Source organism: Streptomyces sclerotialus (assembly GCF_040907265.1).
GTDB lineage: Bacteria > Actinomycetota > Actinomycetes > Streptomycetales > Streptomycetaceae > Streptomyces > Streptomyces sclerotialus.
Genome location: NZ_JBFOHP010000002.1, coordinates 3,997,307 through 4,016,600 on the forward strand (window position 1 = coordinate 3,997,307; position 19,294 = coordinate 4,016,600).

The 19,294-nt window shown below is 71.3% G+C and carries 17 protein-coding genes; 6 read left to right on the forward strand and 11 right to left on the reverse strand.

Annotated features, from left to right (window positions below; all coding sequences use genetic code 11):
* Positions 1-51 precede the first annotated feature (51 nt).
* The 6 genes from AAC944_RS17795 to AAC944_RS17820 all read right to left on the reverse strand — a co-directional run bounded on the left by AAC944_RS17795 (position 52) and on the right by AAC944_RS17820 (position 7,937).
* Positions 52-318, reverse strand: a complete 267-nt coding sequence (locus tag AAC944_RS17795; RefSeq protein ID WP_030620314.1) for a DUF6406 domain-containing protein — start codon at positions 316-318, stop codon at positions 52-54.
* Positions 318-2,309 (reverse strand): C2 family cysteine protease, encoded by a 1,992-nt coding sequence (locus AAC944_RS17800; protein ID WP_030620316.1) that lies wholly within the window; start codon positions 2,307-2,309, stop codon positions 318-320. The genes AAC944_RS17795 and AAC944_RS17800 overlap by 1 nt, the downstream gene beginning before the upstream one ends.
* Positions 2,306-4,840, reverse strand: a complete 2,535-nt coding sequence (locus tag AAC944_RS17805) for an ATP-binding protein (RefSeq protein WP_030620318.1) — start codon at positions 4,838-4,840, stop codon at positions 2,306-2,308. Before AAC944_RS17805 ends, AAC944_RS17800 begins: the two co-directional genes overlap by 4 nt.
* A gap of 269 nt (positions 4,841-5,109) precedes the next feature.
* Positions 5,110-6,213: a hypothetical protein gene (locus tag AAC944_RS17810; RefSeq protein WP_196943165.1), complete on the reverse strand. Its 1,104-nt coding sequence runs from the start codon at positions 6,211-6,213 to the stop codon at positions 5,110-5,112.
* Between the two features lie 130 nt (positions 6,214-6,343).
* Positions 6,344-7,444, reverse strand: coding sequence for a hypothetical protein (locus AAC944_RS17815; RefSeq protein WP_030620323.1), 1,101 nt, complete (start codon positions 7,442-7,444; stop codon positions 6,344-6,346).
* A 70-nt stretch (positions 7,445-7,514) separates the two neighbouring features.
* Complete coding sequence (locus AAC944_RS17820) at positions 7,515-7,937, reverse strand: ATP-binding protein (protein ID WP_030620326.1); 423 nt, start codon at positions 7,935-7,937, stop codon at positions 7,515-7,517.
* 103 nt (positions 7,938-8,040) lie between these two features.
* Between AAC944_RS17820 and AAC944_RS17825 the strand changes: the two genes are divergently transcribed.
* From AAC944_RS17825 to AAC944_RS17835, 3 genes are read left to right on the forward strand one after another with little or no spacing between them, the layout of a single operon-like run.
* Positions 8,041-8,853, forward strand: coding sequence for a helix-turn-helix domain-containing protein (locus AAC944_RS17825; protein ID WP_030620330.1), 813 nt, complete (start codon positions 8,041-8,043; stop codon positions 8,851-8,853).
* Positions 8,850-9,056 carry a DUF397 domain-containing protein gene (locus tag AAC944_RS17830; RefSeq protein WP_030620331.1) on the forward strand — a complete coding sequence of 69 codons (207 nt, stop codon included), beginning with the start codon at positions 8,850-8,852 and terminating at the stop codon, positions 9,054-9,056. Before AAC944_RS17825 ends, AAC944_RS17830 begins: the two co-directional genes overlap by 4 nt.
* Positions 9,034-9,738 (forward strand): DUF6882 domain-containing protein, encoded by a 705-nt coding sequence (locus AAC944_RS17835; RefSeq protein WP_037772844.1) that lies wholly within the window; start codon positions 9,034-9,036, stop codon positions 9,736-9,738. The genes AAC944_RS17830 and AAC944_RS17835 overlap by 23 nt, the downstream gene beginning before the upstream one ends.
* A gap of 91 nt (positions 9,739-9,829) precedes the next feature.
* On the opposite strand, the gene hemB is transcribed toward AAC944_RS17835, so the two are convergent.
* From hemB to AAC944_RS17860, 5 genes are all read right to left on the reverse strand, one after another.
* Complete coding sequence (hemB, locus tag AAC944_RS17840; RefSeq protein WP_030620337.1) at positions 9,830-10,822, reverse strand: porphobilinogen synthase; 993 nt, start codon at positions 10,820-10,822, stop codon at positions 9,830-9,832.
* A complete protein-coding gene (locus AAC944_RS17845; protein WP_030620344.1) occupies positions 10,819-12,468 on the reverse strand; it encodes a bifunctional uroporphyrinogen-III C-methyltransferase/uroporphyrinogen-III synthase in 1,650 nt (549 codons plus the stop codon). Before AAC944_RS17845 ends, hemB begins: the two co-directional genes overlap by 4 nt.
* Entirely contained in the window at positions 12,465-13,433 is a 969-nt protein-coding gene (hemC, locus tag AAC944_RS17850) for a hydroxymethylbilane synthase (RefSeq protein ID WP_030620348.1), read from the reverse strand. Before hemC ends, AAC944_RS17845 begins: the two co-directional genes overlap by 4 nt.
* The gene (locus AAC944_RS17855) at positions 13,430-14,878 is read right to left on the reverse strand and encodes a glutamyl-tRNA reductase (protein ID WP_030620350.1); all 1,449 of its coding nucleotides are present in this window, start codon (positions 14,876-14,878) and stop codon (positions 13,430-13,432) included. The genes hemC and AAC944_RS17855 overlap by 4 nt, the downstream gene beginning before the upstream one ends.
* Before the next feature lie 64 nt (positions 14,879-14,942).
* On the reverse strand, positions 14,943-15,740 hold the full coding sequence (locus AAC944_RS17860) for a redox-sensing transcriptional repressor Rex (protein WP_030620352.1): 798 nt from the start codon (positions 15,738-15,740) through the stop codon (positions 14,943-14,945).
* A gap of 377 nt (positions 15,741-16,117) precedes the next feature.
* On the opposite strand from AAC944_RS17860, the gene AAC944_RS17865 reads away from it, so the two are divergent.
* The 3 genes from AAC944_RS17865 (at position 16,118) to AAC944_RS17875 (ending at position 19,012) form a co-directional block, all read left to right on the forward strand.
* Entirely contained in the window at positions 16,118-16,396 is a 279-nt protein-coding gene (locus tag AAC944_RS17865) for a glutaredoxin family protein (protein WP_030620356.1), read from the forward strand.
* 395 nt (positions 16,397-16,791) lie between these two features.
* Entirely contained in the window at positions 16,792-17,700 is a 909-nt protein-coding gene (locus AAC944_RS17870; RefSeq protein WP_030620358.1) for an HAD family hydrolase, read from the forward strand.
* A 517-nt stretch (positions 17,701-18,217) separates the two neighbouring features.
* Positions 18,218-19,012 carry an ECF subfamily RNA polymerase sigma factor, BldN family gene (locus AAC944_RS17875; RefSeq protein WP_030620361.1) on the forward strand — a complete coding sequence of 265 codons (795 nt, stop codon included), beginning with the start codon at positions 18,218-18,220 and terminating at the stop codon, positions 19,010-19,012.
* Positions 19,013-19,294 lie beyond the last annotated feature (282 nt).

Genomic DNA, 19,294 nt, shown 5'->3' on the forward strand with positions numbered 1-19,294 from the left:
ACCGATGCGGCGGCCCCGGAAGTATCCCGGGTCCGCCGCATCGTCGTACCGTCAGCCGCTCGGCGACTCCACCTTGGTGAGCACCACCCGCCAGTCCTCGCTGAGCGGGTCCTCCACCCGATCGATCTTCCAGGTTTCGTCGCGTACCGGAAAATGCTCTCCGGGCGTGAGCGTGTACTGACGCTCCTCGTCCGTGATGACGACGAGACGTACCGCGACGGGCTCCTCGCGAGCATCGACGTGAATGACACCGAATCTCGCGTTGTCCCCTCTCCTGGGAACTCCGTGTCGCAGTCTGATTTCATTCATCGGCATCATCAATCCAGTGTGGCGTAGTACGGTTTGAAGGAATTCCTGAATTCTTTGACGGTCAGCGGCTGCGGATGACTTGCGTTCCAGGGATTACGCAGGTGGATCATCCCGCGATCGTCCACGCCGGTGACCTCATAGACGTGGCCACCGATAAGACCATGGCCCAGCGGAGCTTCCTTGATACCTGGTTTCTTCGTGCCGACCAGGACCGGGCAGCGGTCATCAAGCTTCTGCCGCAGATCTTCCCTCAACTGACGGTCCGCCGGGCGCCCTTGCGCATCGTATCCGGTGGGAAACGGCTCGCTCGATGCGGGACGCCCCGTCAGCTGGGTGAGCAACTCGGCCCGCTCCGTGGAGTATGTGCCCTGATCGAGGCGTACGTAGCCAGAAGTCTCCGGATCGGATCGACGATGCTGTCGCCCCCACTTCTGTCGCCGCTCGTCGTTCCAGCTCTGATCCAGGCCCGCGACTGCCTTCTCCATCACCGGCCCCCATGCCGCACCGGTTTCCGTCGCGTCGGCGAATGCGGTCTCCTGCGGGGCATGGTCATGGACGGGCAGCTCGGGCGTGACGGTGAGGTTGATGGTCCGGCCCGTAGGCTCATAGCGATTATGCGCACCCGAGAACTCCGTTTCATGAAGTCTCACCGCATAGCTGCCGTCACCATTCTCTCGTACGCAGTCGCGTATCGCTTCGGGGCGGTGTGCTGCGACCGCACCGAGCGCAGCGATGACGCCGCAGTCGCCGAGTTCTCCTTGTTGTGTCTGTTCCCGGCGTGGCGGGCCGTCGAAAAGCGGAATTCGTGAACCGTCTGGCCGGTCGAGGGGGCTGCCGTAGCGGTCCGGCACCTCATCGGGCTTTCTTCTGTCGACCTGAAAATCCGGCCGGTCGACCACGCTCGTGAATTCGGAAGCCTGGTCGCTTCCCTTCCATCTGGCGATCCGGTCGGCGAAGGCCCGGCCGAAAAGCCCCCGCTCAGGCTCGCCTTCCGGCAACTCCGGCACCGGTGCGGAGCCGGTTACGTCCTGGGCCTCCGCCACGTCCGGAGCGTCCGTCAGCTCCGCGCCCGGCGCGACGCCCGGCTCCGGTGCTTCCGACGGGTCGGGGGCCTCGGCAGATTCATGGGGCTCCGACGATTTGCCCGTGACCGGGTGCTCTCCGGCCCTGTCCGCGGGTCCGTCCGCCCTCTCTTCCGCGACGGGGGCAGCGTCCGTCGGATCCGTCGCCGCTTCCGGCCAGGGAGCGGCTTCGTGCTGTTCCCCCTCTTGGCCGGGGCCGGACCCGGCCCACGGCTCGGGGGCCACCGCCTCCGAGTCCTCCACGGGGTACGGCACTTCTGTGCCGGGCGCCTCGGCAGAGCCATGGGAGGCCTCCGTACCGGACCAAGGGCCGGCGTCCGGCACCGGCTCCAGCTCCGGCACCGGCTCCAGCTCCGGCACCGGCTCCGGCACCGGCTCCGGGGCCTCATACGTATCGGATGCCTCGGCCGAGCCGGCCACTTCCGCCGAGTCCGGTGCCTCCACAGGATCGGTAACCTCAGCCCCAGCGGGTCCCGGGCCTTCCGACGACACCGTCTCCTCGTGGGCAGCGGACTCGACCGGTCCCGGAGCCTCGTCCGGAGCCCGGATTTCGCCCGGGTCCGTGCCCTCGGACGAATTCACGGCCTCGACCGGCTCCGGCGCCTCACTCTCGGTCGGGTCCGGGGTTTCGGCGTCAGGAGCTTCCACCGGGTCCGGTGCCTCAGCTCCGGGATCGGGGGTTTCGGTGACAGAGGCCCCCACCGGCTCCGGTGCCTCGGCTCCGGGATCGGGGGCCTCGGCGTCGTCGGAGATTTCCGCCGGATCGGGGGCCTCGGAGTCGTCCGAGGTTTCCGCCGGATCAGGGGCCTCGGCGTCGTCGGACGCCTCCGTCGGGTCCGGGGCCTCTGGGGGTGGGGCGTCCGTCGGTGTCGGGGCCTCCGGGGCCGGGGGGCGTTCCTCGGGTGGACGGTCGCTCATGTGTCGGTTCCGGGGTGGGTGGTGTGGCTGCGGTACAGGCGCACCCAGGGGAGGGTCTTGCGCTGCCAGGTGGTGCGGGCGAGGTGAAGGAAGACGCAGGCGCGGTAGTCGGCCGTCGCTTCGGGGGCGGGGGCGGGGTCCGGGAGGGGGACCGTGTCGGCGACCGAGGCGACCCAGGTGGCGGTGGACTGCCACCACGTGGCCTGTTCGGGTTTGGTCTTCGGGTACGTGGCGACACGCTTGCGCAGTTCAGCGGCGTGTTCGGGCCAGACGGCCGTGGCCGCGCGGGAGCGGAAGGCGCAGCGGTGACGGCAGCCCTCGCAGTCCGGGAAGGGTGCGAGAGCGGCGTCCACGGAGGGTGCTTCGGCGGCGAAGGAGTGGAAGCGGTCGGCCAGTTCGGGACCTGTGGCCAGCGGGGCCCGGTCGATGCCCGCGGCCCGTGCCGCCTCGGTGCGTACGTTCGGGACGCTGATCAGCGCCGGACGGTCGATGCCGTCGTGGTACGCGAACGCCTGGAAGGGCGCCAGGGACGCCGCGTACCGCTCCTGGTCCGGCGAGAAGCGCATCGTGCCGCCGATGAGCGCCCGGTCCTCCTCGGCGGGCAGGCGGTGCATGACCTTGAGGTTGGTGTTCTTGTACGCGTCCTCGACGAGCTTGCCGGGGACCTGTTCGACGATGACGATGCCCTCGCCGTACTTGCGGTTCTCGGCGAGGGTGTTGGCGAAGGCCTGGGCCGCGCGGGCCTGGGCGTTGCCTTCGCGGGCCTCGCCGCCCTGGGCGGCCGGCTGTCCGAGCAGCCGGTGGGCCTCCTCGATGACCGTGACGTGGGCGAGGGAGCCGCCGGCACGGTTCGCCTTGTAGTGCTCGGTCATGGACTGCAGGATCAGCGCGGTGACGAGGGACTGTTCCTTCTCGTTGTCGCCGACGCCGGCGAGTTCGACGACGACCGGGCGGCGGAGGAGTTCTTCGACGGGGTACGAGCGGGCGCAGTCCAGCGTCGAGCCGCAGGCGCCCTCGGCGAGCGCCTCGGCGCGCAGCCGGGACGCGGCGATGATGTTGTCGCGTACCTCGCCCGAGTAGTCGAGCTGTTCGCACTGCTTGCGCATCTCGGCGATGAAGTCGCGCAGCGTCGGCCAGTCGTCCGCGTGGGCCGGGCCCGCCACGTCGGTGGGGACGATGCCCCTCCGGGTGTACGTGGCGCGCAGCGCGCGGTTGTAGATGCTCGGGAGCGGGTCCCAGAGGCCGAAGGCCGCGTCGAAGCAGGCCATCAGCCCGGCGATGTGCGTACTGATGCGGACGCCGGCCGGCACCTCGAAGGGGTTCAGGCGCAGTGGCGCCACGCTCTCGTCGCCCACGGTGAGGACGACGAGGTCCTCGAAGCCGGGGCGCGTGGCCAGCCAGCGGTAGTCGTCCAGGTCGGAGTTGACCGGTTCGAGGACGAGGAAGGGGACCCCGTGGTCGCGCCAGAGCTGCTCGCAGAAGGCGAGGGTGGTGTTGGTCTTGCCGGATCCGGTCGTGCCGACGAACAGCGCGTGGCGGGTCAGGTCGTCCAGGCCGATGCCGAGCGGCCCGGCGGGCATGTCGTTGACCAGCTGGCGGCCGAGGGCGATGCCCGGCCCCTCGCCCCGGTAGTCGGTCTCCCCCGCCATGCCCGGACGCCGTACGGGAAAGCCCGGCATGTGGCCGTGCACGGCCAGCGGCAGCCGGAACGCCGCCCCGGCCTCGCGCGCGTCCGTGAGGTCGGCGAGCAGCCGGAGCGGCGGGGCCAGCGGCTCGGGGAGCCGCCAGCAGTGGTCGCCGCCCCACCGGCTGTGCTCCAGGGTCGTCACGCCGTGCCACGCGGCCGGCAGCTCGCCGGGGGCGGGGCGCGCCACGCTGTGCGCGGGACCGGTGAACGTCTCGGTGAGCGCGCCGTTCTCGCGTGCCCGCTCCTGCGGTGAGACCGTCGCGCCGACCAGTTCGGCGAGCGACTCCGGTACCGGGGCCGGGGAGGCCAGCACGATGCGGAGGCGGAAGGCGCGGTCCGTGTAGCGGCGGGCGGCGTCGGCGTACACCCGGGAGGCGTCCACCGCGAAGGCGTCGGGCGCGAGCTGGCCGCCGGGCGACCAGAGCCCGTCGGGCAGCTGTCCCGGGGTGCCCAGCCGGCCGTACTGGGTGGCGACGCGGTGCAGCAGCGGGCCGAGGTCCTCCGGGATGACGTACGGCTCCAGGCCGACGCTGAGCAGTACCGGGTACGGGTGTTCCGCCAGCGCCTGCCACAGCGCGTCCCAGGGCGGCGCGGAGGCGGTGAAGGGCTGCGGCGCGAGGTAGTACCGGACGCCGGCGTCGGGGCGGTTGGGGACGCCGGTGCGGTACCGCTTGCGGATCTCGGCGAGTCCGGCGTGCGGGTCCGGGCTGAACGGCGTGAGCAGGCGCGCGACCTCGTCCGTGTCCTCGACGGGCGTGCCGTGCACGTGCCGGGGCAGCGCGGCGAGCCGGGCGCGCAGGGCGAGCGCGGCGGCCGTGGCCGCGTCCGCGGTCGCCGCCGACACCCGGCCCAGCAGCGCGCAGGAGGTCCTGCGCGCCGCCGGGTCGGTGAGGTAGCGCAGCTCGATGCGGGTGCCGTACGCGGTGTCCCACTGGCCCGCCAGCCACGCGGTCTCGGCGGCGACCGCCTTGACGCGCCGCTCCGTCTCGGGCAGCTCGGCGTACTCCGTGGTCTCGGTGAGGTCGGCGGCGGCGTCGATGCGTACCGCGGTCCAGGCCCAGGCCGCGGTGGCGTCGGAGACCGTCAGGACGCCGGCCGCCGGCCCGCGAGCGTTCAGCGCCCGCCCCCGGAACCGGGCTGCGGCGGGGCGGGCGGGGCTGGCGGAGTGTGTCCGGGCGCCATGGGCGGGGGCCCGCCCGGCCCTCCGTGACCGCCCGGGCCGCCAGGAGCGCCAGGGCCGCCAGGAGCGCCAGGGCCTCCAGGAGCACCCGGTGGCGGGTACCCGTACGCGACACCCGACGGCCCGACCGGAGCGCCCGGCGCACCCGGGCCGCCAGGCGCACCCGACGGCGCGGGCGGTGCGGGCGGCCCGGCGGGAGGACCGGACGGGGGGCCGGCCGGCGGTGCCGACGCCGCCTGGATCGGCAGCTCCTGCCCGAACGTCGAGGCGATCGGCACCTCGATGCCCTGGATCGCCGCCTCCACGCCCTCACGGGCCGCGGAGTGCACCGCCTCGCGCATCGCACGCGGCCGCTCCGTGCGCAGCATCTGGTTGACGTTGCCCGTGCGGCCGAACATGCCGCCTATCAGGTCCTTGAGGAAGTGCCCGATGATCACGGCCCCGGAGCGGCTGCGCCACATCGTCCAGCCCACGTACAGGCTCGTGCCGTACGCGAAGACCGTCACGTACGCGACGTACCGGCCGCTGGTGACCACCAGCCGGTTGTTGACGACCTCGGGGAGGATGTCGCTGCGGATGCGGGCCGGAACCGCCGAGACGGGTATCTGCCGCCGGGCCAGCGCGCCGTAGATCGCCGCGTACGCCGAAGGGGACGCCGCGTGCTTGTCCTCCAGCAGCGTCTTCCACTCCGAGACCGGCTCGGTGATCCGGGCGGCCAGCAGGACCACCCAGAAGGCGATGGTGCCCAGGATCCAGCCGGTCACCAGGCTGTCCGGCGCCTCGAACCCCGAGTCGGAGAACAGCGCCGGCATCAGGCCGAAGACGAACCACACGAAGAACGACACGAGGAACGCCTGCAGCCACAGCTGGAAGACGGTTTTGAACGTCACCGACTCGTCGAAGCTCAGCTCGACGTCGCCGTACTTCATGGTCTGGTTGCGGTACGCCGCGTTCGGCCCCACCGCGCCCGACGCCGCCCAGCTGGCCGGTCCGCCGCCTCCCGCGGCTCCCCCGCCGCCCATGTCCATCACGCTCATCGCCCCCCGTCAAGCGTCATCTGACACAACATCATCCGGGAGCGCACAGATCCCGGTCAAGCGGATTCTTCCGCTCCCCGGCGGCGCGAGGGACGTTCCCGGCAGGCCCGTGCAGCAGGGACGTTGCCCGTCAGGACGCGAGCAGCCGGCCCGGCAGGGGGATGCGCTTCGTGGTGCCCTTGTCCAGGTCCACCCGTACGGCCGCGTTGTCGGAGAACAGCAGCCAGCCGCCCTTCGTACGCTGCATCCCCTCCGCGTCCGCCAGCCCCGGCACACGTACCCGCGCGGTCTCCTCGCCCGTCCTGGCGTCCAGCCGTACGAGGCTCTCGCGGTCCTTGTGGAACACCGCGGCCACCAGGCTGCCGCCGTCCGCCGCGACCTGGTCGAACCGCGCACCGTCCGAGGTCAGCACCGTCACCCCGCCCTTGCGCCGGGCCTCGACGGCGCCGCTCCCGGCCGAGGTGCTGCCCGGCGCGCCCACCGTCCCGGCGAGCACCGGCCGCCCGTCCGCGCACGCCAGTTGCTGGACACGGAGCTTGCGCGGCGCTCCGGCGTCCGTGACGGTACCGCTCTCCAGGTCCACGACCGCGGCCGTCCCCCCGTCCGCCGTGTCCTCAGCGTCCTTCGCGTCCTTCGCGTCCTGGGAGACGCACAGCCGGTCCGATGTGGTGTCGGAGGCGGCGAGCGAGACCGTGCCCGGCACCTTCACCGTCCGCACGGTGGACCAGTCACCGTCACCGCCCTTCCGCACCCGTACGGTGCTGTCGCCGCCCTTCCGGTCCGCGAACCCCGGCACGGCGGCCACGGCCGACTTCGCCGGGTACAGCCCGTACGTCGCCTCCAGCCCGGGCCGCTGCACCGCGACGGCCCGCTCCTCGCGGTCCACCTCGTAGAGCCGGTCCGGCTTGCCGCCCTTGCGCGGCACGGCCAGCACCCAGCGGTCGTCGGCCAGCCGCACGATCTGCGGCGCGAGCGTGCGGTCGTCGTCCTTCTGGGAGGGGACGACGACCAGCGGTTCGGCCGTGTCCCGCTCCGGGTTCACGCCGACGACCGTCAGCTCGCCGTTCACGTCGGCGAGCGCGAAGTTCCGCGCGCCCTTCCAGTCGGTACCGAGTTCCACCCCGCCCGGCCCACCGCATGCGGCTGTCGCCGCGGTGAGGGCCGACACGAGGGCGAGCGCGGCGGCGGCGCGGCGCAGGCGGGGTTTGGGCTGGTGGTGCTGGTTCCGCATGACGGTGTGCTCGGTCCTTCATCGTTCCTGTGGGGTTTGTGAAGACGTTCACCCGATCTTGGTGGTTGCCTCACCGGGAGAAACGGTCGCCCGCGAACTCGCACCACACGATCTTGCCCGGGTCCCGCTCCCCGACCCCCCACTTGTCTGCGACGGCCGCGACGAGCAACAGCCCCCGGCCGTACTCCGCATCCCTGGCGGGGCACTGGGTACGCGGCCACCCCGGCCCGGAGTCGTGCACCTCGATCCGTACGGTGCCGCTGTCGTCGCCGTACTGGTACAGCCGGAGCCGGAACGCCCGGCCCGGGGGTACGCCGTGCCGCAGCGCGTTGGTGGCCAACTCGCTGACGCACAGCAACGCGTCGCCCGTACGGGGCCCGAGCCCCCAGTCCGCGAAGGCGCGCGCCGCGAACGCCCGCGCCTCCGGCACGGACCTGCGCGCCCGCGCGTAGCTCCGCTCCCGCAACCACTCGTACTCGCTCACCTCACGCATGTTGCTCTGCGTGACCAGGGCTGAGGCAGTCGGTCCACCCGTACAGATCCGCTGTACGGGTGCGGCGCGCGTGACGCGCGGAAAATGGTGGGAGTGGGTCCCCATGCAGCCCCGGAAGAACGCGTCCGCACAACGCCTCGTCGGCGCCCAACTGGCCCTGTTCCGCCGCCTGGCCGGGTACACCCAGCGGCAACTGGGCGAACGCCTCAGCGTCGGCGAGGAGACGATCGCCTCGATCGAGCAAGGAAGACGTCCCCTGAAAGGGGACTTGGCCGAGCGTCTGGACCTGGAGCTGGGGACGCGAGGCGTACTGGCGGTGTCCGTCGAACACTTGCCGGAAGCCGAGAAGTACCCCACGTGGGGCGCCGAGTTCGTCGACAACGAGCGGGACTGCCTCACGCACTACTCGTATGAAGCCCTGGTCATCCCTGGCCTGCTCCAGACCGAGAACTACGCTCGTGCGGTCTTTCGCACGAGGCTTCCGATGTACTGCGAGGAGGAAATCGCAGAGTTGGTCACGGCAAGAATCGAGCGTCAGGCGATTCTTCGTCGCGACGCCCCGCTGACCGCCCACTTCATCATCTCCCAGGCGGCTTTGATGGACCGGCTCGGCGGCGATGAGGTGTACGAGGAACAGCTACGGCGACTACGTGTCTGCTCCGACCTCCCCGGCGTATCGCTTCAAATCCTGCCATTCGGCCAGATTGCACATGCCGGACTCAGCGGCCCCTTCGTGCTACTGGAGACCCAGGAGCACGAACTCCTCGCCTATACCGACACCCATCGCGGCAGCCAGTTCATCTATGCCCCGGACGACGTGAGCAGGCTGGCGATGAAGTATGCGATGCTGCGAACGCAAGCCCTCAACCCCGCCGACACCAGAGGCATGTTGGACCGGCTGCTAGGAGAGCGATGAGTGCCGCACTGAAGTGGTTCAAGTCCAGCTACAGCGGTGAAGAAGCCGGCAGCACCTGCGTCGAGATCGCCGTCGCGCCCACCACCGTCCACATCCGGGACTCCAAGGCCCCCGAAGGGCCCACGCTCGCCGTTGACCCCGCCTCCTGGGCCGCATTCGCGGCCTTCGTAGGGTCGGGGGATGAACAGCGCAGCATTCAGTGAGGCTTTTGTCCGGGCGGTCCAGCCTTATGCCGCTTGGGGCGTGGAGCAGCTCGAAACGTTCAACACATTTCTGCCCGAAGGGGACTGGAGCGCTGACCTCGATCAGCGCTATTACCGCCAGGGCGGCCAGGAGCTGCGGATATCCGTGCTCGGGACGTGGGATGTGAGAGACGGCTCGTGGCTGTGGGGGTGGGCCAATCCCGGGTTCGGGAATGCGCCCGTCGCCGGGGCCGCGCACGCCGTACGGCGGTTCGGGCACGAGCAGCAGATTCCCGAGTTCACGAATGAGCTCGTTCCGCTGAGCGGCGCCCCGGACCCGCGTATGGCGGCGGAGACGCTCGCCTTCGGCGCGATGAGCGTGCTCGGCGCGCCGGGGTACATCGGCGCGCAGGCCAGCCCCGAGGCCCGCGTCTATTTCGTGCCGGACGACCCCCGCGTTCCTCGGGCCGCGCCCGACCCGGTCAAGCTGCCCCGCATCCTGATGACCGGCGCGGGCATCTTCGGGGGCGCGGAGAGCCAGGTGGTCACCGGGTACTTCGAGCGCCACGGTGTGGCCCTGCAGCGGACGGAGGACGGGTTCTCCGTCGTGCTGCCCGACGGCACGCCGGTCAGCGTCCGCTTCGACGGGCAGGGGCGCGTCACCTCGATCGACGCCCACTTCGCCAGTGCGGCGGGCCGGTGACACGTACCCGTACGCGAACGGCAGCCGGGCCCCCGCCACCGCTACGGCAGCAGGGGCCCGCAAACCCGGAAAATCGGCGGCGCAGCAGCAGTCAGAGACGGCGGGCGACCTCCGTCGCCCAGTACGTCAGGATGTTCTGCGCACCGGCGCGCTTGATGCCGGTCAGGGCCTCCAGGATCGCCGCGTCGCGGTCGATCCAGCCCTTCTCGGCGGCGGCCTCGATCATCGCGTACTCGCCGGAGATCTGGTACGCGGCGACCGGGACGTCGACGGACTCGGCGACGTCCCGGAGGATGTCCAGGTACGGCATGGCGGGCTTGACCATGACCATGTCGGCGCCCTCTTCGAGGTCGAGGGCGAGCTCGCGCAGCGCCTCGCGGGCGTTCGCGCCGTCCTGCTGGTAGGTCTTGCGGTCGCCCTTGAGGGAGGAGCCGACCGCCTCACGGAACGGGCCGTAGAAGGCGGAGGCGTACTTCGCCGTGTACGCCAGGATCGAGACGTCCTGGTGGCCGATGCCGTCCAGCGCCTCCCGGATCACCCGGACCTGGCCGTCCATCATGCCGCTGGGCGCGACGGTGTGGGCGCCCGCCTCGGCCTGGACCCGGGCCATCTCCGCGTACCGCTCCAGCGTCGCGTCGTTGTCGACCCGGCCGTCCGGGGTCAGGACGCCGCAGTGGCCGTGGTCGGTGAACTCGTCCAGGCACAGGTCGGACATGATCACGAGGTCGTCGCCGACCTCTTCCCGCACGTCGCGGAGGGCGACCTGGAGGATGCCGTCCGGGTCCGTGCCCGCCGTACCGTTCGCGTCCTTCTTGGACTCCTCGGGCACGCCGAAGAGCATGATCCCGGAGACGCCGGCCTCCACGGCCTCCACGGCCGCCTTCCGCAGCGTGTCACGGGTGTGCTGGACGACCCCCGGCATCGAACCGATCGGCACCGGCTCGGAGATCCCCTCCCGCACGAAGGCGGGGAGGATCAGGTCGGCCGGGTGCAGCCGGTGTTCGGCCACCATGCGGCGCATGGCGGGGGTGGTGCGCAGCCGACGCGGCCGCGCTCCCGGGAATCGTCCGTACGTGCTGCTCAACTCCGAGCCCTCCTACGCGATCCGGGCCGGCGCTCGCTCGGACGGGTGACGGGGTCACCGGCCTCGACCGCGGCGGCACGCCGGGCCGCGCCGAAGTCCGCGAGCGCTTCGGCCAACTTGTGCACCGAGGGCTCGGGCGACATGACGTCCACGCGCAGCCCGTGCTCCTCGGCGGTCTTGGCGGTGGCCGGGCCGATGCAGGCGATCACGGTCACGTTGTGCGGCTTGCCGGCGATGCCGACGAGGTTCCGCACCGTCGAAGACGAGGTGAAAAGTACCGCGTCGAAGCCGCCGCCCTTGATGGCCTCGCGGGTCGTGGCCGGCGGCGGGGACGCGCGCACGGTCCGGTACGCGGTGACGTCGTCGACCTCCCAGCCCAGCTCGATCAGGCCCGCGACCAGGGTCTCCGTGGCGATGTCCGCACGGGGGAGGAAGACGCGGTCGATCGGGTCGAAGACCGGGTCGTACGGCGGCCAGTCCTCCAGCAGGCCGGCGGCCGACTGCTCCCCCGAGGGGACCAGGTCCGGCTTCACGCCGAAGGCGATGAGCGCCTTGGCGGTCTGCTCGCCGACGGCCGCGACCTTGATGCCCGCGAAGGCGCGGGCGTCCAGGCCGTACTCCTCGAACTTCTCGCGGACGGCCTTCACCGCGTTGACGGAGGTGAAGGCGATCCACTCGTACCGCCCGGTGACCAGGCCCTTGACCGCGCGCTCCATCTGCTGGGGCGTGCGCGGCGGCTCGACGGCGATCGTCGGCACCTCGTGGGGGACGGCACCGTACGAGACGAGCTGGTCGGAGAGCGAGGCGGCCTGCTCCTTGGTCCGCGGTACGAGCACCTTCCAGCCGAACAGCGGCTTGGACTCGAACCAGGAGAGCTGGTCCCGCTGGGCGGCGGAGCTGCGCTCGCCGACCACGGCTATGACCGGCTGGCCGCCGTCCGGCGACGGCAGCACCTTGGCGGCCTTGAGCGTCTGCGCGATGGTGCCGAGGGTGGCGGTCCAGGTGCGCTGGCGGGTGGTCGTACCGGCGATCGTGACGGTCAGCGGCGTGTCGGGCTTCCGGCCCGCCGAGACCAGTTCGCCGGCGGCCGCGGCCACCGAGTCCAGGGTGGTGGAGACGACGGCGGTCGCGTCGCTGGTGCCGACCTCGGACCAGCAGCGGTCGTCGGCCGTACGGGCGTCCACGAAGCGGACGTCGGTGCCCTGCGCGTCACGCAGCGGCACGCCGGCGTACGCGGGCACGCCGACCGCTGCGGCGACGCCCGGCACGACCTCGAAGCCGATGCCTTCGGAGGCGCAGGCCAGCATCTCCTCGGCCACATTGGCGTCCAGGCCGGGGTCTCCGGACACGGCACGCACGACCCGCTTGCCGGTGCGCGCGGCACCCATGACAAGATTGGTCGTGTCCCGAAGCGTGGGGACATCGGCGGGGATTGACGCCTCGTCAGCTGAAGCCTGCAACGGTGTGTCCACGTTCGCCCGGGCATGCGTGCGGACGACGTCGAGCACCTGCGGGTCCGCGATCAGCACGTCCGCGTGGGACAGCGCCTCAACGGCGCGCAGCGTGAGCAGACCCGGGTCTCCCGGCCCGGCACCGAGGAAGGTGACCTGGCCGGCGGCGGGGTGGTTCGGGGCGGTGGGGTTCAAAGTGCTCGCTCCCCCATAAGACCGGCAGCACCCTTGGCGAGCATCTCGGCGGCGAGCTCACGGCCCATGGTCGCCGGTACGGAAACGTCGTCGCGGGAGGTGGGTACGTGTCCGGTGGTGGACAGCTGCACCAGCGTGCTGCCGTCGGTCGTGCCGACGACGCCACGCAGGCGCATTTCGGTGACAGCCCGTTCGCCCTCCTGGAGATCGGCCAGCGCACCCACAGGTGCGGAGCAGCCGGCCTCCAGAGCGGCGAGCAGGGAACGCTCGGCGGTCACGGCGGCCCGGGTGAACGGGTCGTCGAGCTCGGCGAGCCGGGCGGCGAGGTGCTCATTGGTCGCGGCACACTCCACCGCAAGCGCCCCCTGGCCGGGGGCAGGCAAAACCACGTCGGGCGACAGGAGCTCCGTCGCCTCGCCGATGCGGCCGATCCGGTTGAGCCCGGCAGCGGCCAGTACGACCGCGTCCAGCTCCCCCTTCTCGACGTAACCGATGCGGGTGTCGATGTTCCCGCGGATCGGCACGGTCTCGATACGACGGCCCAGCGACCGCGCCCAGGCGTTCAGCTGCGCCATGCGGCGCGGCGAGCCGGTACCGACCCGTGCGCCGTCGGGCAGCTGCTCGAACGTCAGGCCGTCGCGGGCGATCAGCGCGTCCCGCGGGTCCTCGCGGACCGGGATCGCGGCGAGCGTCAGGTCCTCGGGCTGCGCGGTCGGCAGGTCCTTGAGCGAGTGGACGGCGAAGTCGATCTCGCCGCTCAGCAGCGCGTCGCGCAGCGCGGAGACGAAGACGCCGGTACCGCCGATCTGCGCCAGCTGCTCCCGGGACACGTCGCCGTACGTGGTGATCTCCACCAGCTCGACGGGCCGGCCGGTGACCTGGCGGACCGCCTCGGCGACGTGTCCGGACTGGGCCATGGCGAGCTTGCTGCGCCGTGTGCCGAGTCGCAATGCGTTGTGCGTCATGAGCGCTGCTCCCGTGCTGTGTCGTGCCTGTCCGCGCGCGTGTCGGCCCGGCTGACGGCGGCGACCGTCTGGGGGTCGAGGTCGAAGAGTTTGGTCAGCGCGTCGGCGTACCCGGCGCCGCCGGGCTCGCTGGCGAGCTGCTTGACCCTCACCGTGGGCGCGTGCAGAAGCTTGTCGACGACCCGGCGCACGGTCTGGTTGATCTCCGCGCGCTGCTTGTCGTCCAGGTCGGGGAGGCGGCCGTCCAGGCGGGCGAGCTCGGCGGCGACCACGTCGGCGGCCATGGTGCGCAGGGCGACCACGGTCGGGGTGATCGTCGCGGCGCGCTGGGCCGCGCCGAAGGCCGCGACCTCCTCGGAGACGATGGAGCGCACCTGGTCCACGTCGGACGCCATGGGAGCGTCGGCGGACGCGTCGGCCAGGGACTCGATGTCGACCAGCCGCACCCCCTCGATGCGGTGCGCAGCGCCGTCGATGTCGCGCGGCATCGCCAGGTCGAGCAGGGACAGTTCGCGGTCCGTACGGCCCTCGACGGCCGCCGCGACCGCCTCGCCGGTGAGGACGAGGCCGGTCGCCCCGGTACACGAGATCACGATGTCCGCCCCGGCCAGCTCGGCCGGTACGTCGGACATCGGGACGGCGCGGGCGGTCAGGCCGTTCGCGCGCCCGGGGCTGCCCGGCTCGGTGAGGATCTCGGTGAGCCGTACGGCCCGCTCCAGGGTGCGATTGGCGACGGCCAGTTCCGAGACGCCGGCGCGGGCCAGGGTGGCGGCCGCGAGCGAGGACATCGAACCCGCGCCGATGACCAGGGCCCGCTTTCCGCGGGCCCAGGCGTCCACGCTCGGCGTACCGAGCGGGGCCGTGGCGTCGGGCACGGCGTCGTCGACCAGGATGCAGTGCGCGTCGTGACCGCCGGCCGCGCCCGACAGCTGCTCCAGGCCGAAGGTGACCAGGGACTGGCCGGCCTTGTCGATGCCGGTCTCGCTGTGCGCGCGCTTGCCGACCCGCAGCGCCTGCTGGAACAGGTCGTTCAGCAGGCGCCCCGCGGTGTGCTGGTCCTGCGCGAGGGCGAGCGCGTCCTTGATCTGGCCGAGGATCTGCCCCTCGCCGACGACCATGGAGTCCAGGCCGCAGGCCACGGACAGCAGGTGGTGGACGGCGCGGTCCTCGTAGTGGACGTAGAGGTACGGCGTGAGCTCGTCGAGGCTGACGCCGCTGTGCTGGGCGAGCAGCGTGGACAGCTCGGCGACACCGGCGTGGAACTTGTCCACGTCGGCGTAGAGCTCGATGCGGTTGCAGGTGGAGAGCACGGCCGACTCGGCGGCCGGCTCGGCCGACACGACGTCCTGCAGCAGCTTGCCGCGGGAGTCGGGCGCGAGCGCGGCCCGCTCCAGGATGCTGACCGGCGCGCTGCGGTGGCTCAGGCCGACGACGAGAAGGCTCATGCTTGCACCTCGCTTCGCGAGGCACAGCCTTCGCCTGTGACGCGCCTTTCCATGATTCGCTCGCTCATGCCGGCATCACGGCGGGCACGTCCCCGTCGGGTCCCTTGCGGTCGGAGTCGTCGTGGCCGTTCTCGGTTCCGGCGGCGGGCGCGGGGCGCACCGGTGCCACCGGCTGCGCGGCGTCCTGGCTGCTGGCCTCCTCGCCGGCCTTGCGCTGCTCGTGGAAGGCGAGGATCTGCAGCTCTATGGAGAGGTCGACCTTGCGCACGTCGACCCCTTCGGGGACGGACAGCACGGTCGGCGCGAAGTTCAGGATGGAGGTGACGCCGGCGGCGACGAGGCGGTCGCAGACCTGCTGGGCCGCGCCCGCGGGGGTCGCGATCACACCGATCGAGACGCCGTTGTCGTTGATGATCTTTTCGAGCTCGTCGGTGTGCTGGACGGCGATGCCCGCGACGGGCTTGCCGGCCATGGCCGGGTCGGCGTCGATCAGGGCCGCGACGCGGAAGCCGCGGGAGGCGAAGCCGCCGTAGTTGGCGAGCGCGGCGCCGAGGTTACCGATACCGACGATCACAACCGGCCAGTCCTGCGTGAGGCCGAGCTCCCGGGAGATCTGGTAGACGAGGTACTCCACGTCGTAGCCCACGCCGCGGGTGCCGTACGAGCCGAGGTACGAGAAGTCCTTGCGCAGCTTGGCGGAATTGACCCCCGCCGCGGCGGCCAGCTCCTCGGAGGAGACCGTGGGGACCGAACGCTCCGAGAGCGCGGTCAGTGCACGCAGATACAGCGGAAGCCGGGCGACGGTGGCCTCGGGGATCCCTCGGCTTCGGGTCGCCGGTCGGTGAGTTCGGCCAGTTGCCACGGTGCTCCTGCGGGTAGAGCGGGGCTTTGGACGGCCAAATGTCTCAAGACCGCCCTGTCGATAGCAGGCTATGTCTTTGTGAACGCGTGCACAAAGATGGTGTCCGCTTTGTCCCGTCAACGTGACCGGTGTCACGCACTTATTGCGGCAATTCGCGGAACCACATCCCGCGCCACTCCGTTCACACGCTTCGCGCGCATAACGCAGGACCGTGAACGGGAGCACACCGCCACTCTCCTTGCTGTTTTACCCCCGTACACCAACAAATCGCCCATCGATGGTACGGGAAACCATCCCGCTGCCCGAAGGGTCGTGACGGCCGTCATAGCCCGCCCGGAGAAGGGCGCGAAGAGGCACTGCCCAGGCACAATGAGCGCATGGCCCCGCTTCTCCGCCGCACCCAGCGCAAGAATCCCGCCGACCGGACGGTCACGCTCATCGGCAAGCCCGGCTGCCACCTCTGCGACGACGCCCAGCAAGTGATCGAGGCGGTCTGCGCGGAGACCGGCGCCGGCTGGGAGAAGAAGGACATCACGGAGGACGAGGAGCTGTACCGCAAATACTGGGAGCAGATTCCGGTCATCCTCGTCGACGGAGCCCAGCACGACTTCTGGCGCGTGGACCCGCAGCGGCTGCGCAAGGCGCTGGGCGCCTGAGAGCACGGAGAGGCGCTGCGCACCGGGTCGCACCGGATGGCACCGGGCAGCCGCCGAGGGCGCACGCCGGGCGCCTGAAGGGGCGCGCGTGCGCGGCGTACGGAAGCGCGAACGGTGGTGCACTGGCGTACGTGCGCGGCGTGCGGAGGCGTGAGCGGCGCGGAGGCGTAGCCATGCGCGCCCCCTCGATGCACACACGGCGTGGCCGTAACGCGACCGTCGGCCGCCCCGTACCTGCCTGACATGCGTGCGTAACCGGGGGCACCGAACAAACTGGCTATGCTCGCGGTATGGCCCACCCGTCGCCCGAGCACCGCCCCGGCAGGAGCCCCTTCAGCGCGTCCCTCGTCACGGGATGGCTCACCCGTCGCAGGCGCCCCGCCACCGCGCGCAGCGTGCTGGCCGGCGAGGCGGCGGCCGAGGCCGCCCGCAAGAGCTCCCAGGAGGCCGAGGCACAGGCCGCAGCTGAAGCCGCCGCGGCGGCCGCCGACAGCGAAGCGGAGGACGCCGAGCCGGACTTCCCGGTCGTCGGCGACGACAAGGCAGCCGCCTTCTTCGACCTCGACAACACCGTCATGCAGGGCGCCGCGATCTACCACTTCGGGCGCGGCCTCTACAAACGGCACTTCTTCCACAAGCGCGACCTCGCCCGCTTCGTGTGGCAGCAGGCGTACTTCCGGCTGGCCGGCTCGGAGAACCCCGAGCACATGGAGGACGTACGCAACAGCGCGCTCTCCATCGTCCAGGGCCACCGCGTCTCCGAGCTGATGACCATAGGCGAGGAGATCTACGACGAGTACATGGCCGAGCGGGTCTGGCCCGGCACCCGCGCGCTCGCCCAGGCGCACCTGGACGCGGGCCAGAAGGTGTGGCTGGTGACCGCGGCGCCCGTCGAGACCGCCACGATCATCGCCCGCCGGCTCGGCCTGACCGGTGCGCTCGGCACGGTCGCCGAGTCCGTCGGCGGGGTCTACACGGGCAAGCTGGTCGGCGAACCGCTGCACGGGCCCGCCAAGGCCGAGGCGGTACGCGCGCTGGCCATGGCCGAGGGCCTGGACCTCTCGCGCTGCGCCGCGTACAGCGACTCCGCCAACGACATCCCGATGCTCTCGCTCGTCGGCCACCCGTACGCGATCAACCCCGACACCCGGCTGCGCAAGCACGCGCGCGAGCACGGCTGGCGGCTGCGCGACTACCGCACCGGCCGCAAGGCCGCCAAGATCGGCATCCCGGCGGCGGCCGGGGTGGGCGCGGTGGCGGGCGGCGCGGCGGCCGCCGTGGCCCTGCAGCGCCGGCGACGCTGACGGCGCCACTCCCGGGGCGAGCCGTACAACCGGAAGCCCGCCCAACTTCCAGCCTGGGGCTCTACGTTACTCGCCGTCACCGAAACGGCCGGGTACGCCTCGCCCGCCGATGATCAGATGGACGGCGCGTGTCAGTTTTTTCGCGCTGGCCTTCGCCGTGCCACTCCTGAGGGTGCGTCCGCGCGCCCCGTACGAACACGCGTACCGCTGTGTGCAGGGCAAACCTTCTTCGTGCCGCACCCGTACGGGCAGGGCGGCGCGACGCCCGGTGCGCCACAACACGCCCTCCAACCAGGCAGATCTCGTCACTCCCCGATCAATACCTGTTCAGCATTTGATACTTGATCGTGCAGAAATACGTAACAGACCAGACCGAATCGACGATTTGAGCAACTGGGTGTAGCGCTGCCTGTACGAAGCGTTATTCTCCTCAGACGCAAACCGGAACCCATAAGCCCCTACCGCGGGTGAACGGTCCCGCACTGCACGTGATGGAAGCTCTGCCTCTGGGAGTCCCGTGTACCCACACGTCGGGGTTGACGCCTCGGGCCTGGCTACGCTGCGTACGACACTCGTCGACCACCTGCGCAGTTTCGTCCCCACCGCGTACGCCGTCCCCGCCCTCGCCACACCAGCCCCTGCAGCAGGACCCGCCAGCGCCTGCTACGCCCTGGCGGACGCCAGGACCGCCGTCGGCGCCAGGTCCGCCGGCAGCCGAACGCGCCGCGGCGGCACGACCACCGCCCGCCGGCCCGCCGACAGCGACAGCCGCCGCATGATGGACCTCGTCGAACGGGCCCAGGCGGGCGAGGCCGACGCGTTCGGCCGGCTCTACGACCAGTACGCCGACACGGTCTACCGCTACATCTACTACCGCGTCGGCGGCCGGGCGACCGCCGAGGACCTGACCAGCGAGACGTTCCTGCGCGCACTGCGCCGGATCGGCACCTTCACCTGGCAGGGCCGGGACTTCGGAGCCTGGCTGGTGACCATCGCGCGCAACCTCGTCGCCGACCACTTCAAGTCCTCACGCTTCCGCCTGGAGGTGACCACGGGCGAGATGCTCGACGCCAACGAGGTCGAGCGCAGCCCCGAGGACTCGGTCCTGGAATCCCTGTCCAACGCCGCCCTCCTCGAAGCCGTCCGCAAACTCAACCCCCAGCAACAGGAATGCGTCACGCTCCGGTTCCTCCAGGGGTTGTCGGTCGCCGAGACCGCCCGCGTCATGGGCAAGAACGAGGGAGCGATCAAGACCCTCCAGTACCGCGCGGTCCGGACCCTCGCGCGCCTGCTGCCGGACGACGCCCGCTGACGCCGCCCGCCCTGCCACGTCCCCACCCGTCCCCGTCCCCCTCGAACGACCGCCCCCCACCCCGAACATCCGTCCCGCGTGACACTCTCATTGTGCCGCCAAGCCATGACCAGGCCATCACTTTCAGCCATCGCTCGGTACCGGTCCGTCACATCATCGTGAGGGCGTAACCCGAGTACTGCGCCGCTCGTTGTGCGGAATGCAGGCTCCCTGCGGACACGCCATGCCCGCGGCCGCTCACTCGATCGAGTGGTTGCGCGCGCGGCGTGCAGCCTTCCGGCC